Annotated in this window: 15 protein-coding genes; 5 read left to right on the plus strand and 10 right to left on the minus strand. The window is 52.2% G+C overall.

From position 1 onward, the window contains the following. Positions 1-37: 37 nt before the first annotated feature. The 3 genes from HV318_RS19690 to HV318_RS19700 are packed head-to-tail and all read right to left on the minus strand — an operon-like array spanning position 38 to position 1877. Complete coding sequence (locus HV318_RS19690; protein WP_182274080.1) at positions 38-580, minus strand: 1,2-dihydroxy-3-keto-5-methylthiopentene dioxygenase; 543 nt, start codon at positions 578-580, stop codon at positions 38-40. Continuing rightward, positions 577-1266 carry an acireductone synthase gene (gene mtnC, locus HV318_RS19695; RefSeq protein WP_182274081.1) on the minus strand — a complete coding sequence of 230 codons (690 nt, stop codon included), beginning with the start codon at positions 1264-1266 and terminating at the stop codon, positions 577-579. The genes HV318_RS19690 and mtnC overlap by 4 nt, the downstream gene beginning before the upstream one ends. After that, the gene (locus tag HV318_RS19700) at positions 1263-1877 is read right to left on the minus strand and encodes a methylthioribulose 1-phosphate dehydratase (RefSeq protein WP_182274082.1); all 615 of its coding nucleotides are present in this window, start codon (positions 1875-1877) and stop codon (positions 1263-1265) included. The genes mtnC and HV318_RS19700 overlap by 4 nt, the downstream gene beginning before the upstream one ends. Positions 1878-2001: 124 nt before the next feature. Here HV318_RS19700 and HV318_RS19705 point away from each other — a divergent pair, with 124 nt between their 5' ends. Then, positions 2002-3162: a pyridoxal phosphate-dependent aminotransferase gene (locus HV318_RS19705; RefSeq protein WP_182274083.1), complete on the plus strand. Its 1161-nt coding sequence runs from the start codon at positions 2002-2004 to the stop codon at positions 3160-3162. Here HV318_RS19705 and HV318_RS19710 read toward each other — a convergent pair whose 3' ends face one another. From HV318_RS19710 to citR, 3 genes are all read right to left on the minus strand, one after another. Continuing rightward, entirely contained in the window at positions 3163-3789 is a 627-nt protein-coding gene (locus HV318_RS19710; protein ID WP_182274084.1) for an IbrB-like domain-containing protein, read from the minus strand. Further along, the gene (locus HV318_RS19715) at positions 3774-4997 is read right to left on the minus strand and encodes a phosphoadenosine phosphosulfate reductase (RefSeq protein WP_182274638.1); all 1224 of its coding nucleotides are present in this window, start codon (positions 4995-4997) and stop codon (positions 3774-3776) included. The genes HV318_RS19710 and HV318_RS19715 overlap by 16 nt, the downstream gene beginning before the upstream one ends. Positions 4998-5169: 172 nt before the next feature. Then, positions 5170-6069 (minus strand): DNA-binding transcriptional repressor CitR, encoded by a 900-nt coding sequence (gene citR / locus HV318_RS19720; RefSeq protein WP_182274085.1) that lies wholly within the window; start codon positions 6067-6069, stop codon positions 5170-5172. A gap of 669 nt (positions 6070-6738) precedes the next feature. Here citR and ahpC point away from each other — a divergent pair. Both ahpC and ahpF read left to right on the plus strand, forming a co-directional pair. Next, positions 6739-7302, plus strand: a complete 564-nt coding sequence (gene ahpC / locus HV318_RS19725) for an alkyl hydroperoxide reductase subunit C (RefSeq protein ID WP_182274086.1) — start codon at positions 6739-6741, stop codon at positions 7300-7302. A 247-nt stretch (positions 7303-7549) separates the two neighbouring features. Continuing rightward, positions 7550-9115, plus strand: a complete 1566-nt coding sequence (gene ahpF / locus HV318_RS19730) for an alkyl hydroperoxide reductase subunit F (protein WP_182274087.1) — start codon at positions 7550-7552, stop codon at positions 9113-9115. A gap of 59 nt (positions 9116-9174) precedes the next feature. Here the strand turns inward: ahpF and uspG are convergent, their stop codons facing one another. The 3 genes from uspG to rnk all read right to left on the minus strand — a co-directional run bounded on the left by uspG (position 9175) and on the right by rnk (position 10372). Next, positions 9175-9603 carry a universal stress protein UspG gene (gene uspG, locus HV318_RS19735; protein WP_182274088.1) on the minus strand — a complete coding sequence of 143 codons (429 nt, stop codon included), beginning with the start codon at positions 9601-9603 and terminating at the stop codon, positions 9175-9177. Positions 9604-9732: 129 nt separating this feature from the next. Next, complete coding sequence (yldA, locus tag HV318_RS24345) at positions 9733-9822, minus strand: small membrane protein YldA (RefSeq protein WP_275943685.1); 90 nt, start codon at positions 9820-9822, stop codon at positions 9733-9735. A 139-nt stretch (positions 9823-9961) separates the two neighbouring features. Then, positions 9962-10372 carry a nucleoside diphosphate kinase regulator gene (gene rnk / locus HV318_RS19740; RefSeq protein WP_182274089.1) on the minus strand — a complete coding sequence of 137 codons (411 nt, stop codon included), beginning with the start codon at positions 10370-10372 and terminating at the stop codon, positions 9962-9964. A 255-nt stretch (positions 10373-10627) separates the two neighbouring features. Between rnk and HV318_RS19745 the strand changes: the two genes are divergently transcribed. After that, the gene (locus HV318_RS19745) at positions 10628-11458 is read left to right on the plus strand and encodes an alpha/beta fold hydrolase (RefSeq protein WP_182274090.1); all 831 of its coding nucleotides are present in this window, start codon (positions 10628-10630) and stop codon (positions 11456-11458) included. An 89-nt stretch (positions 11459-11547) separates the two neighbouring features. Then, on the plus strand, positions 11548-12168 hold the full coding sequence (locus HV318_RS19750; RefSeq protein ID WP_182274091.1) for a flavin reductase family protein: 621 nt from the start codon (positions 11548-11550) through the stop codon (positions 12166-12168). A gap of 84 nt (positions 12169-12252) precedes the next feature. On the opposite strand, the gene rna is transcribed toward HV318_RS19750, so the two are convergent. Continuing rightward, on the minus strand, positions 12253-13062 hold the full coding sequence (gene rna, locus HV318_RS19755) for a ribonuclease I (protein ID WP_182274092.1): 810 nt from the start codon (positions 13060-13062) through the stop codon (positions 12253-12255). Positions 13063-13065 lie beyond the last annotated feature (3 nt).

Genomic DNA, 13065 nt, shown 5'->3' on the forward strand with positions numbered 1-13065 from the left:
TGGACGCCCTCTCCCACTGGGAGAGGGCGCTAAAGCGTCATGCGAGTTTCGGATACCCATCCGCAATATCATCCCCGGTAAACTGCGCAATCCAGCCCTCGGGGTTATCGAAAATACGAATGGCGGTAAAGTTCGGCTCTGAACCCATATCAAACCAGTGCGGCGTGCCTGCAGGCACCGAGATCAGGTCGTTTTTCTCGCACAGCACCTGATACACCTCATCGCCGATGTGCAGGCAGAACAAGCCTGCGCCTTCAACGAAGAAGCGCACTTCGTCTTCGCCGTGGGTGTGCTCGCTCAGGAACTTCGCGCGCAATGCTTCTTTCTGCGGGTTATCGGCTCGCAGGCTGATCACGTCCCAGCTCTGGTAACCTTTTTCCGCCACCAGTTTGTCGATCGCATGCTGATAGGCATTGATCACCGTTTCGGGCGCAGGATCGCGGCCTAAATCACGATCCGCGGCCCAGCGTTCAAAACGCACACCTTTGGCGTTGAGCTGTTGGGCGATCTCTGCGGCATTGGTGCTGTGCCACTGGTGCTTGCTGGCGTCTTTATCGGAATAAATGGTTAATGCGCTCATGAAGGGATCTGCTCCGGATTAATCTCGTCAAACTGGTGTACCTGATGATGATGACTTGCGCCGTCATCATCACCGCGAATCAGCTGCAGGGTGCGAAAACCTGCCTGCTCAGCGGCGTCCAGCTCCTGATGAATATCAGACAGGAACAGGATCTGCGACGGGGGGATCCCTGTTTGCGTTGCAATAGTCTGGTAAGACTGGACGTCGCGCTTGGCACCAATGTGGGTATCAAAGTAACCGCTGAACAGATGAGTAATATCACCTTCGTCACTGTAGCCAAATAACAGTTTCTGCGCCGCGACGGAGCCAGAGGAATAAACATAGAGATCAATGCCTTGTGCCTTCCATTTTTCCAGCGCAGGGAGCACATCCGGATAGAGATGGCCGGTAAAGTCGCCGTTGACGTAGCCGTCATGCCAGATGATCCCCTGCAGGGCCTTCAGTGCGGTCGATTTACGGTCTTCATCCATAAAGGCAAACAGCGCGTCGGTAAGCTCGCTGGCGCTGGCATGCGGATTGCTGATTTCATCACGCAGGTTGTCCAGAATCGATTTGACCGGTTCGGCGTATTGCTGGGCGGTCACGAAGGCCGCCAGTCGCTCACGCGCATAAGGGAACAAAACATCATGGACAAAACGGATATCGCTGGTCGTCCCTTCAATATCCGTCACAATCGCGCGAATCATACTCTCTCCAGTTGTCGTAAACGCATTTCACATTCAAATAAGAATTCTAATCCTTCCAGATGACGGCGGGCTTCTGCCACGTCACGTCCCCAGCAGGTTAAGCCATGACCACGCAGAAGAAAACCATAATTAAGTGGGCGTTCCTGTGCGTAATGAGCGATTCGAGAGGCGAGGGCGTCAATATCCTGGTCGTTATCAAACACCGGGATGGCAACCGTATCCAGATGGGTGGTTTGCCCGGTGAGGGATTTTTGCATTTCAAAACCGCTAATTTTTAGCTCTGTTTCTTTGACCAGCCTGGAGAGTACCGTGGCGTTAACGGTGTGGACGTGCAGAACGGCGTTGGCCTCCGGGAACAGACGGTAGATCAGCGTATGTAGCCCGGTTTCTGCCGACGGCTTACGGCCAGACGGCGCGCGGTTGGTGGCGATCTCCACCTGCAGAAAATCTCCGGTTGTGAGGCTGCCTTTGTCTTTGCCGGATTCGCTGAGCCAGCACAGGTGTTCGTCCTGGCGTACTGACATGTTGCCGCCGGTTGCCGGAGCCCAGCCTTTTGCGCCAATCCAGCGGCAGGCGTCAACCAGGTGTGTGAGTTGCAGGTTGTCTGTCATGTTCCTTTTACCCCTTTCGGTCAGGAATATTTATAGCATATAGACGTCTAAGCGTCTTGATTGCCAAAGACTAACATCGTGTTATAGTGGCAGCAACATAAGTATTACAGGCAGGCACGACACAATGAGCAATAACGCATTGATTCCGCAGAGTAAGCTTCCCAAGCTGGGGACGACCATCTTTACGCAAATGAGTGCGCTGGCACAGCAGCATAACGCCATTAACCTCTCACAGGGGTTCCCGGATTTTGACGGCCCGAAATACTTGCAGGAGCGCCTGGCATACCACGTTGCACAGGGCGCAAACCAGTATGCACCAATGACGGGGGCACAGGTGCTGCGCGACGCCATTGCTGATAAAACCGCGGAGCTGTATGGCTATAAGCCAGACGCGAACAGCGACATCACGGTGACCGCAGGGGCGACCGAAGCACTGTATGCAGCCATTACGGCCCTGGTGCGTCAGGGTGACGAAGTGATCTGCTTTGAACCATGTTACGACAGCTATGCGCCCGCCGTTGCGCTGTCCGGCGGCGTGGTGAAACGCGTGGCGCTGCAGCCGCCGCATTTCCGCCCGGACTGGCAGGCTTTTGCCGCATTACTGAGTGAGAAAACCCGTCTGGTGATCCTTAATACGCCGCACAACCCGTCCGCGACGGTATGGCAAAAAGCGGATTTCACCGCGTTATGGCAGGCCATTGCTGAACGTGAAATCTTTGTGCTGAGCGATGAAGTGTATGAGCACATCTGCTTTGCCTCTGAAGGGCATGCCAGTGTGCTGGCACATCCGCAGCTGCGGGAGCGCGCCATTGCCGTTTCGTCCTTTGGTAAAACCTACCACATGACTGGCTGGAAAGTGGGGTACTGCGTGGCTCCGGCCGCAATTAGCGCAGAACTGCGTAAAGTGCACCAGTACCTGACGTTTGCTGTGAACACGCCTGCTCAGCTGGCGCTGGCCGATATGCTGCGCGCTGAGCCAGCGCATTATCGTGACTTGTCCGGGTTTTACCGCACGCGCCGGGATCGGTTTGTGAATGCGCTCAACCAAAGTCGCCTGGAGATTTTGCCCTGTGAAGGGACGTATTTCCTGCTGGCGGACTACAGCGCCATTTCGGATCTGGATGATGTGAGCTTCTGTCAGTGGCTGACTAAAGAGGTGGGCGTGGCGGCTATTCCGCTGTCGGTTTTCAGCGCCGACCCCTTCCCGCATAAACTGATCCGTCTCTGTTTTGCGAAACAGGAGTCGACGCTTCTCGCGGCGGCAGAGCGTCTGAATACGCTCTGATTATTTCACCGTCCAGGCTTCTGAGTAGCGACGGTCTGCAAACAGTTCCAGCAGGCCGTTGATCTGCTTCAGGCGCAGGACTTCGTCGCAGTCCATACCAAGCTCTTTCCCGATTTTCTCATCGCTCCAGCCCAACAGCGCCAGCTCACGCACAATGTCAGACATGGCGTTTATCTGGTGGCGACCGCGCGCACGGTTGTGGCGAATGGTCGCAGCCATCCGGTCAATCCTCTCCTGTCGTTCTTTACGCAGACAGGTTACCGGAAGATACCCTTTAAGCTGCTTTTTAAGCGTTGTTTTCTTTTTGCCAATTTCATGACGATGAAAACCATCGACAATTTCATAATGCTGCGGTTGATCTTCTGTCACCACGATAGGCTGCGTGAAACCGTCCAGCTCCAGCGACTGGCTGAGCAGCCGTTTTTCCGGGGGCGCAACGTTGTTGGGATTGTAATCATTGGCGGTGATATCTTCCTGTTTAATCCACAAAACACAGTCAACGGGCTGATCGCGAAAAGGGCTATTTTCATGTAGCGCCTTGCGAAAGGTATTGAGCGCGTCAATGCGCTGCTCTTCCGGAAGAGACTGTAGATAGCTATTCATTTCGTTGATTAATCGTTGTTGCATAAGATCCCCCATTCCATACGTTTTGATTTTATCCGGTCGCTGTATCGCTGATAGTGCTTTGGTTTATTGGGGCTAAAAGACAATGCCCGGCACCAGTAGTCATTATTCAGAAGTACCTTGCAGATGCGCCGCCACGAGGGAATATCCTTTGAGCCAATATCCCCTTCCTGCGTTTCGGGAATATCGGGCATGCCTTTTTTGCGGTACCAGTGCAAATACACGGCAATTTTGTTGCGGTAATGTTCTGATGTGTGTTGTGGCATGCTGTCGAGCAGCAAAAGGGCGTATTCCTGCCAGCTAAGGTGGGCCGGTTTGAGAATTTTGCGGTGGCCATAGAAATGATTGTCGTGACCGGCATAGATACCTCCGCTCCTGACACCGCTGACGCGTTCGCACATGGCCGCCCACCGCTCGGGTTCGACAACATGATAGAGCCATAGCCCCTGGCGTTGCTCGGGGCCAAAAGGTTCACAAATGCGCATGTAGCGCAGGGGGACCCCTGCCTGATACATCAGGTCGTACAATGTGTTATAGCTCGAACCGGTTTTTGCAAACCATGTCCAGATATCCGCGGTTTTCCAGTCATAGATCGGGTAGACATACCAGGCGTGCCCGCCGGGTGCCACCGTGGTCCAGGGTTTATCATCGGCAAAGCGCAGCTTGCGCGCGTTAGCGATGGCCAGGAAGCGGTTGTAGGATTCATCAGCACGGATACCGATCATAACGGCGGCAGGGCGGTTTTGAGAGAACCATTCGGAAAATGCACGGACAAAGGCTTCAAACGTCATCCCCTGCTGGTAGAAATCGAAATAGCCAGGATCGGTAATGGCATCGGACGGTGGCTGCCGGACCCAGTTTGTACCCGCTTCCCAGCACTGCCATTCCGGCTGAAACTGAGACAGGGAGTTTTGTGTTGTCAGGGGAAGAGCCACCCACCAGAAATTATCTATTACATCGTGAAAGTGGGTTCGCATATTTTCAATATGCTGGATGGTAGAGGTAAATTGTGCTTCCCAGTCAATGAACAGGACGTCAATTTTTCGCCGCATCCGGCGAGCGCATTCACAGGCAAGGTAAAGCATAACAGTCGAGTCCTTTCCTCCAGAAAATGAAATACACACTCTGGCAAAATTTTCGAGAGTCCAGGTCATTCGTTCCTGCGTCGCATTGAGGACATTCTGGTTAAGCGAGAGTTTATATAATGACATTTTCATCCTCTTCCTGAGTTATGTACGCTGGGCCAACGCTGTCTATTAACAGAGGTGGATAATATCATTTATTTTTTCAATGGGTTAGAGGATGTGTGAAAGAGTCTGGAACGATAAGTTGGAGTGATATATTGGGTACCCGGCCACCACAGCTAAGTGACCGGGTAAGAGGTCACAACATATTTATGTCTTCAATGAAATTAGAAAATACCGTGCTGTTAAGTGCCGAGCGATTGTACATAATATAAATATCAATTGACGGAATGGAAATGTCTGACTCAATCATCTTCAGGCCTAAGGCTTCACCATATTGTTTGAACGCCGTAGCGGGAACAATACCAATCAGGTTTGAGACACTGAGTACGGATAATATAGAAAGATAAGAATCACTCCGATAGCCGATATCTCTTTCGGGTAATAAACGTTCAATGTCGTCCCGGTATGTTTTGGCACCCTGTTCATCGCTGATGTAGGCCGTGAATTTCTCGTTTAACAACTCCTCCCGCGTTGCGGCCGTACCGATTCGCGGGTGATCCTGGCGGCAGACGAGGTTCATTTGCAGCTTATGGAACACGTTGCAGGAGATTGAGCGGTTGTTCAGAGGGTAAAACGAAAAGACCAAATCCGCCTTACGATAGGCCAGGAGGTCTTCCGCTGAGTCCTGCGAAACCAAAACATCCCGCAGTTCAATCTCATTGTTATGTTTTTCCATAAGCAGCTTTATGGGAGGAAGAAGGACTTCTGGTGTCAAAAATTGTGGGCAATAAATCACAAAAGTCTTCTTCATCCCGCTGTGGTGCATGATGCTGATTGTCTGCTCAAGCTGGTTAAGGTTCTGTTCGAGATGATGATGCAGGTTTACGCCGACGGTTGTTGGCGTGATCCCCTTACCTGAACGAATAAAAAGTGGGTCATTGAGTAGATTGCGCAAACGTTGCAGAGACTGGCTCACAGCTGAAGGGGTAATGTAGAGCGTTTCAGCAGCCTTACTAATGCTAAGATGTTGATAAATACACTCAAAAATGACTAAAAGATTGAGGTCAAACTTTTTAAGATCATATAGGTTAGCCATGTTTCTTCCTGATATTGATTCGTTGTCGTGTTGTTGCCACATTTGTATTAACTATAGATTGAAGCGAATCATTTACAATCCTTGTGATTAGCCTGCTTAATAATAGTTTAAAACATACTTAATGTATCATGCCGGCAGATAAATAAAATAGTTCTGAAAAAGAAGTTAAGATAAAATTATCTTTAAAAGAGTGTCTGGTTTTAAATAATGATATTGAGGTTGTTTTTCGGTTGCTTATTTACTTTTTAATTTAATTAGAATTGTACTGGAAATGTCTCTCATTATTCATTTGATGAATAATATAATGTCACGCAACCGGGTATTCGGCCTTACCTATCACAATCATAGGCAGGAACGCGGGGGAGATGGATTGCCCTGAGTGTGTACGGGTGTTGTAATCAACGCGCTATTACGGCCTGAGTACCGGGTAAGTAGAGCGCAACGCAATGCCAGCTTCGGCTGGCACTGAATGTACCTACGGGGAGTTCAGGTATCAGGGCCGCCCATTGAGGCGGCCTTTTTACGTTTGGCTTTCCTGAAACTCCTTTCACCCTATCTTCCCACCCGGGTTGTTAGGTATGGCTGATTGATTTGATAAAGCAAACGCATTAGCCCACTCAGGGAAAGTTCGTTACCTTACATCTCAACGAAAACACGGAGGAAGTACAGATGTCTTTGATTAACACCAAAATTAAACCTTTCAAAAACCAGGCGTTCAAAAACGGTGAATTCGTGGAAGTCACCGAGAAAGATACCGAAGGCCGCTGGAGCGTGTTCTTCTTCTATCCGGCTGACTTCACCTTCGTTTGCCCGACCGAACTGGGCGACGTAGCAGATCACTACGAAGAACTGCAGAAGCTGGGTGTGGACGTTTACTCTGTGTCTACCGATACCCACTTCACCCACAAAGCATGGCACGGCAGCTCTGAAACCATCGCTAAAATCAAATACGCGATGATCGGTGACCCGACGGGTGCTCTGACCCGTAACTTCGACAATATGCGTGAAGATGAAGGTCTGGCCGATCGTGCCAGCTTCGTTGTTGACCCGCAGGGCATTATCCAGGCTATCGAAGTGACCGCTGAAGGTATCGGCCGTGATGCGTCTGATCTGCTGCGTAAAGTGAAAGCGGCTCAGTATGTGGCTTCTCACCCTGGCGAAGTATGCCCGGCGAAATGGAAAGAAGGCGAAGCGACCTTAGCACCATCCCTGGACCTGGTCGGTAAAATCTAAATTTCCGTCGTCTTTCGCGCCACAGCCGCGTTGGCGTCGCGTGCTCACCCCGGTCACTTACTGATGTAAGCTCCCGGGGACTCGCCCACTCGCCGCCTTGCTGTGACACGAAATACTCAGGAAATAATCCCCTTTAAAAACGGGTGCATTAGCACCCGAATTTCTTACTAGCGTCCATGATGCAAGCGCATTCAGGCAGCCGCGTGAGGCCGCTTGCATGATGATGTTTTAAGCCCAGGAGATAACAATGCTCGACACCAACATGAAAACCCAGCTCAGGGCCTACCTTGAGAAACTGACCAAACCTGTTGAGCTGATTGCCACGCTGGACGACAGCGCGAAATCGGCAGAGATCAAGGAACTGTTGGCTGAAATCGCTGAACTGTCTGACAAAGTCACCTTCAAAGAAGACAACAGTCTGGCGGTGCGTAAGCCGTCGTTCCTGATCACCAATCCGGGTTCTGACCAGGGGCCGCGTTTTGCCGGTTCTCCGCTGGGCCACGAGTTTACCTCGCTGGTGCTGGCGCTGCTGTGGACCGGTGGTCATCCGTCAAAAGAGGCGCAGGCGCTGCTGGAGCAGATCCGCGATATCGACGGTGATTTTGAGTTTGAAACCTATTACTCGCTCTCCTGCCACAACTGCCCGGATGTGGTGCAGGCGCTGAACCTGATGTCAGTCCTGAACCCTCGCATTAAACACACGGCGATTGATGGTGGTACGTTCCAGAATGAAATTACCGACCGCAACGTGATGGGTGTTCCGGCGGTGTATATGAACGGTAACGCGTTCGGCCAGGGCCGTATGACGCTGACCGAGATCGTGGCCAAAGTAGATACCGGTGCAGAAAAACGTGCGGCAGACGAGCTGAATAAGCGTGATGCTTACGACGTGCTGATTGTCGGTTCCGGTCCGGCAGGGGCGGCGGCGGCGGTGTACTCCGCACGTAAAGGTATTCGTACTGGTCTGATGGGGGAACGTTTTGGTGGTCAGGTGCTGGATACCGTGGACATCGAAAACTATATCTCCGTGCCGAAAACGGAAGGTCAGAAACTGGCCGGCGCACTGAAAGCGCACGTCAGCGACTATGAAGTGGATGTGATAGACAGCCAGAGCGCCAGTAAACTGGTTCCGGCAGCGGTTGAAGGCGGTTTGCACCAGATTGAAACCGCGTCCGGTGCAGTGCTGAAAGCCCGCAGCATCATCATTGCCACCGGCGCGAAATGGCGCAACATGAACGTGCCGGGCGAAGATCAGTATCGCACGAAAGGCGTAACCTACTGCCCGCACTGCGACGGTCCGCTGTTTAAAGGTAAGCGCGTGGCGGTGATCGGCGGCGGTAACTCCGGTGTAGAAGCGGCTATCGACCTGGCGGGGATTGTTGAACACGTCACCCTGCTGGAGTTTGCGCCAGAGATGAAAGCGGACCAGGTGCTGCAGGATAAAGTCCGCAGCCTGAAAAACGTCGACATCGTACTGAATGCGCAGACGACGGAAGTGAAAGGCGACGGCAGCAAAGTGACCGGCCTGGCGTATCGCGATCGGGTGAGCGGTGATGTGCATAGCGTGGCGCTGTCGGGTATTTTCGTTCAGATTGGTCTGCTGCCAAATACCACCTGGCTGGAAGGTGCTGTCGAACGCAACCGGATGGGCGAAATCATCATTGACGCGAAATGTGAAACCAGTGTGAAGGGCATATTTGCGGCGGGTGACTGCACAACCGTACCGTACAAACAGATTATTATCGCGACAGGTGAGGGGGCGAAAGCGTCGCTGAGCGCCTTTGACTATCTGATCCGCACCAAAACAGCATAATAAAAGAAAGTAAGGCTATACCTGCAATAGCAAGAGGCCACCGAAAGTGGCCTCTTTTTTTATCTGACCACCATCACCGGAATGTGCGTATGACGGATCACGCTGGAGGCGTTGGAGCCAAGCAGGTGAGTGGTAATGGAAGGGTTACGTGAACCGATAACAACCACATCGGCCTTCAGCTCATTAGCCAGTTCATTAACGGCATCACGCACGCTGCCGAACCTGACGTGCGTTTTAATGCGAGAGGGATCGATGGTGAAGTGTCCTGCCATTGTTTGCAGACGTGTTTCAGCTTCGTGTTGCAGATGTTCTTCAAAGCGACGCACATCGGCGGCAAAACGGTGCAGGTTCAGGCTGGCGGAACCCGGTAACACGTGCAAAAGATGAATAACACCGTCCTGCTGTGCAAGGAACTCGGCGTGGCGTACGGCCTTGTCGCTCAGCTCCATTTCGAAAACATCAACCGGCATAATGATTCTCTGATACATACCCGTTTCTCCTTGTTTATAAACGCTAAAACCATTCAAGCACAAAATGATATTGGTTTCTGATATCTGTCTGGCACTTTTTCATACGATGACATTTTTTGTTTTTGCGAGGCAGGAAGAGAAAATGAATTACCAGTGATGCTCAAGATAAAGCACAGCCATGACGATAATCGCCATAAAAATGATGAAAAACAGTGTGATAACCATTGCATCACTCATGACCGTCCCCACGGCACCAAAACAGGTTAAGCGTGGATTAAGCGGATTTTGTGCGGTATAGGAAAATTGGGTGAATTACCGGAAAGAGGATGCAGAAGCATCCTCTGTACAATGCGGGTTGGCGCGTGTTCAGCCGGGATTAACGGAGGTAATCGCCTGCGGCTTCTGGCTGGTAGAGCAGTTCCAGCACTTCCAGATGGGTTGAGGCCCCGCCGGGTAATTCCCAGTGAATGGTATCGCCGGTGTGCAGCCCAAGCAATGCTGCACCCACCGGTGCCAGAACGGAAAGCTGCGTGCTGCTGTCGGTCATCTGAGCCGGGTAGACCAGCGTTCGGGTCAGCTCTTCGCCGGTGGCCAGGTTACGGAATTTCACCTGGCTGTTCATGGTCACCACGTCATGCGGCATGGACTCAGGCGTACACATTTGCGCCCGGTCGAGTTCTTCATTCAGCGCGTTGGCCACCGGGAGAGAAGCGAATTCTGCTTTTTCCAGGAGCCTGTCGATACGTTCTGCGTCGAGTTCATTAATGATAATTGTGGGTCTGGACATTTATTACTCCATGTCGTTAATGCTGCGTGTAACGCAGAAACCAATCCAAAAGAAAACCCTCGCCGTCTGGCAGCGAGGGTTTAACTCTCCCGATGATACTGGCTGAGCACGTAAGTTTGAAGTGATGAAGGTCACATTCATGGGTCATATGAATTTTTGGCGAAAAACGTGATCCCTCGCAAATTTGCATTATCCTTTTTAAGCGCCCTTTGTAGGCGACTATCCGCATTCAGTGTCCCTTAATCAGGAGATCTCATGAGCGATTACGACAAACTTACCTTGAAAGACGGCAGTTATTTGCATTTTAAGGACTGGGGAAGCGGGCAACCCATCGTGTTCAGTCACGGCTGGCCGCTGACGGCTGATGCCTTTGAAGATCAAATGTTGTTTCTGGGGTCAAAAGGATTTCGTGTGATTGCGCATGACCGGCGTGGGCATGGCCGTTCTGCACAGCCGTGGGACGGGCATAATATGGATCAGTACGCTGACGACCTGGCTGAACTAACGGCGCATCTGAATCTGAAAGATGCCGTACATGTCGGCCATTCGACGGGCGGTGGTGAAGTGGCGCGCTATATTGGTCGCCACGGCACGCAGCGCGTGGCCAAAGCGGTGCTGATTGGTGCAGTGACGCCGATTATGATCAAAACCGATTTCAACCCGAACGGGGTACCGAAAGAGGTGTTTGATGGTATTCGGGAGGGGGTGATTAACGATCGTGCGGCCTTTTTCTATGAGCTGACCGCCGCGTTTTATGGCTATAACCGCCCGGGGACGAAAGAGTCCAGAGCCGTGCGGGAGAGCTTTGTCGGGCAGGGGCTACAGGGATCGATCAAGGCATTGTATGACTGCATCAACGCTTTTTCGGAAACTGACCTGCGCGCAGATCTGAAAAAGATGACTATCCCTACGCTTGTGATCCACGGTGATGACGATCAAATTGTCCCGATTGATACCTGTGGCCGTGTGGCTGCGGAGATCCTGCCTGATGCCCAGCTGAAAGTCTATGCGGGTGGCTCTCACGGTATCTGCACCACCCATAAGCATCAGATTAATGACGATTTGCTGAAATTTATTCGTTCCTGATCCCTGACGGATTGCGTTACGCTGATCGTCCTGAATCAGGGCCATGAGCGAAGCGTAATTCGTGTCTGCCCTACCAATGAGAGAGCAACATGTACTTCTACCAACCTTCTCAGGGGCACGGCCTGCCGCATGACCCGCTGAACGCCATTATTGGCCCGCGTCCGATTGGCTGGATCTCTTCCTGTGATCAAGACGGTCAGCTGAACCTTGCCCCGTATAGCTTCTTTAACTGTTTCAACTACCGCCCACCGATCATCGGTTTTTCCAGCAATGGCTGGAAAGACAGCGTGCGTAATATTACTGAAACAGGCGAATTTGTCTGGAATCTGGCAACGCGCGATTTGGCCGAAGCGATGAATGAAACCTCTGCCACGCTGCCTCACGGTGAAGATGAATTCACCTTTGCCGGGCTGACGCCGGTTGCCAGCCAACTGGTGAATGCACCACGCGTGGCGGAAAGCCCGGTGAACTTTGAGTGCCGCCTGTCGCAGTGCATCCAGCTGACGGGGGCCGATGGTACGCCGGTCGACACCTGGCTGGTATTGGGGGAAGTGGTTGGCATTCATATTGCCGAAACGTTGCTGGAAGAGGGGATTTACCAGACAGCGAAAGCGCAGCCCATTTTGCGTGCGGGTGGGCCGACGGCCTACTACTCCATCAGCGACACCCATCGGTTTGATCTGGTTCGCCCGGATGCACGCAGGGGGTAAGATGGCCGGGCGGCAGTTTTTACTGATTTGCTCAGGGGGCGAGTCTGGCGTACTCACTCACCAGCCGCAATGCCCGGCGGGTGATCAGTAACCGGCTTTATCAATAACAAACTGTTTGCCGCAGTTACCCGGATGTGGCTGTGGGGCAAAAGAGGCCGCAGAGAGCGGTGCGTTAATGGTGTCGGCTTTTAGCGAGATCTGCATTTCAGTCAGATACGCAGGGTTACCGTCGCAGCTAAGCTTAATGGCTTTCACATTCTCCTTGCCCCAGCTTTTGGCCACCGCGTCATCAAAGTCGCTACGGCTCACGGTTTTGCCGTAGTTATCCGCAAGGAATTTCCCCACGGCGCTGCTTTTAACGTCCTGATTCATGCGTACCATCGTGCCGAAATAAGCGTCGGGATCAAAACCAAAGCAGACCCCATGCTTGGCATATTCGTAACGTTCCAGGCAGGAGTTACCACCTGCGCCGGGCATGACGCTGTTCAGTTTTGCGGCACCCGAAAGCGACAGTCCGGTTTCGGCGGCTGAACATTTGCGTCCGGCTTTGACTTCCGGCATATTCGGAGCTGGCCGCGTGGCACAGCCAAAACGCATCCAGCGGCGTTCATCCACGCCAAGTGCGGCAATAGATTTAGGTAAACCCGGCCATAGCCCGTGAACGGTCAGAAAATCGGTTTTGTTATCGCTCTCTTTCTGCAGACGACACTCGTCAGGGGCGTTGCGGTTACGATCAACCATGCTCTGACAGAACCCGGTTTGCCAGGAAAGCGCCAGCACATAGCGATCGAAATCGCCGTATTGCGTTGCCTTGAGATCGTCTGCCTGTGCGGAGAATACACAGAGTGCGAGCGCCATCGCGCCAGACGGAATAACGATATCCTTCCTGAGCATTTA

Source organism: Enterobacter sp. RHBSTW-00901 (assembly GCF_014103115.1).
Taxonomy (GTDB): Bacteria; Pseudomonadota; Gammaproteobacteria; order Enterobacterales; family Enterobacteriaceae; genus Enterobacter; species Enterobacter cloacae_P.

Excerpts from the sequence above, each read along its gene's own strand:
- rna (WP_182274092.1), bottom strand. The coding sequence starts at position 13,062 with ATGCTCAGGAAGGATATCGTTATTCCGTCTGGCGCGATGGCGCTCGCA.
- HV318_RS19745 (WP_182274090.1), top strand. The coding sequence starts at position 10,628 with ATGAGCGATTACGACAAACTTACCTTGAAAGACGGCAGTTATTTGCAT.
- HV318_RS19690 (WP_182274080.1), bottom strand. The coding sequence starts at position 580 with ATGAGCGCATTAACCATTTATTCCGATAAAGACGCCAGCAAGCACCAG.
- HV318_RS19705 (WP_182274083.1), top strand. The coding sequence starts at position 2,002 with ATGAGCAATAACGCATTGATTCCGCAGAGTAAGCTTCCCAAGCTGGGG.
- rnk (WP_182274089.1), bottom strand. The coding sequence starts at position 10,372 with ATGTCCAGACCCACAATTATCATTAATGAACTCGACGCAGAACGTATC.
- ahpF (WP_182274087.1), top strand. The coding sequence starts at position 7,550 with ATGCTCGACACCAACATGAAAACCCAGCTCAGGGCCTACCTTGAGAAA.
- HV318_RS19750 (WP_182274091.1), top strand. The coding sequence starts at position 11,548 with ATGTACTTCTACCAACCTTCTCAGGGGCACGGCCTGCCGCATGACCCG.
- yldA (WP_275943685.1), bottom strand. The coding sequence starts at position 9,822 with ATGAGTGATGCAATGGTTATCACACTGTTTTTCATCATTTTTATGGCG.
- uspG (WP_182274088.1), bottom strand. The coding sequence starts at position 9,603 with ATGTATCAGAGAATCATTATGCCGGTTGATGTTTTCGAAATGGAGCTG.
- HV318_RS19700 (WP_182274082.1), bottom strand. The coding sequence starts at position 1,877 with ATGACAGACAACCTGCAACTCACACACCTGGTTGACGCCTGCCGCTGG.
- HV318_RS19710 (WP_182274084.1), bottom strand. The coding sequence starts at position 3,789 with ATGCAACAACGATTAATCAACGAAATGAATAGCTATCTACAGTCTCTT.
- HV318_RS19715 (WP_182274638.1), bottom strand. The coding sequence starts at position 4,997 with ATGTCATTATATAAACTCTCGCTTAACCAGAATGTCCTCAATGCGACG.
- mtnC (WP_182274081.1), bottom strand. The coding sequence starts at position 1,266 with ATGATTCGCGCGATTGTGACGGATATTGAAGGGACGACCAGCGATATC.
- ahpC (WP_182274086.1), top strand. The coding sequence starts at position 6,739 with ATGTCTTTGATTAACACCAAAATTAAACCTTTCAAAAACCAGGCGTTC.
- citR (WP_182274085.1), bottom strand. The coding sequence starts at position 6,069 with ATGGCTAACCTATATGATCTTAAAAAGTTTGACCTCAATCTTTTAGTC.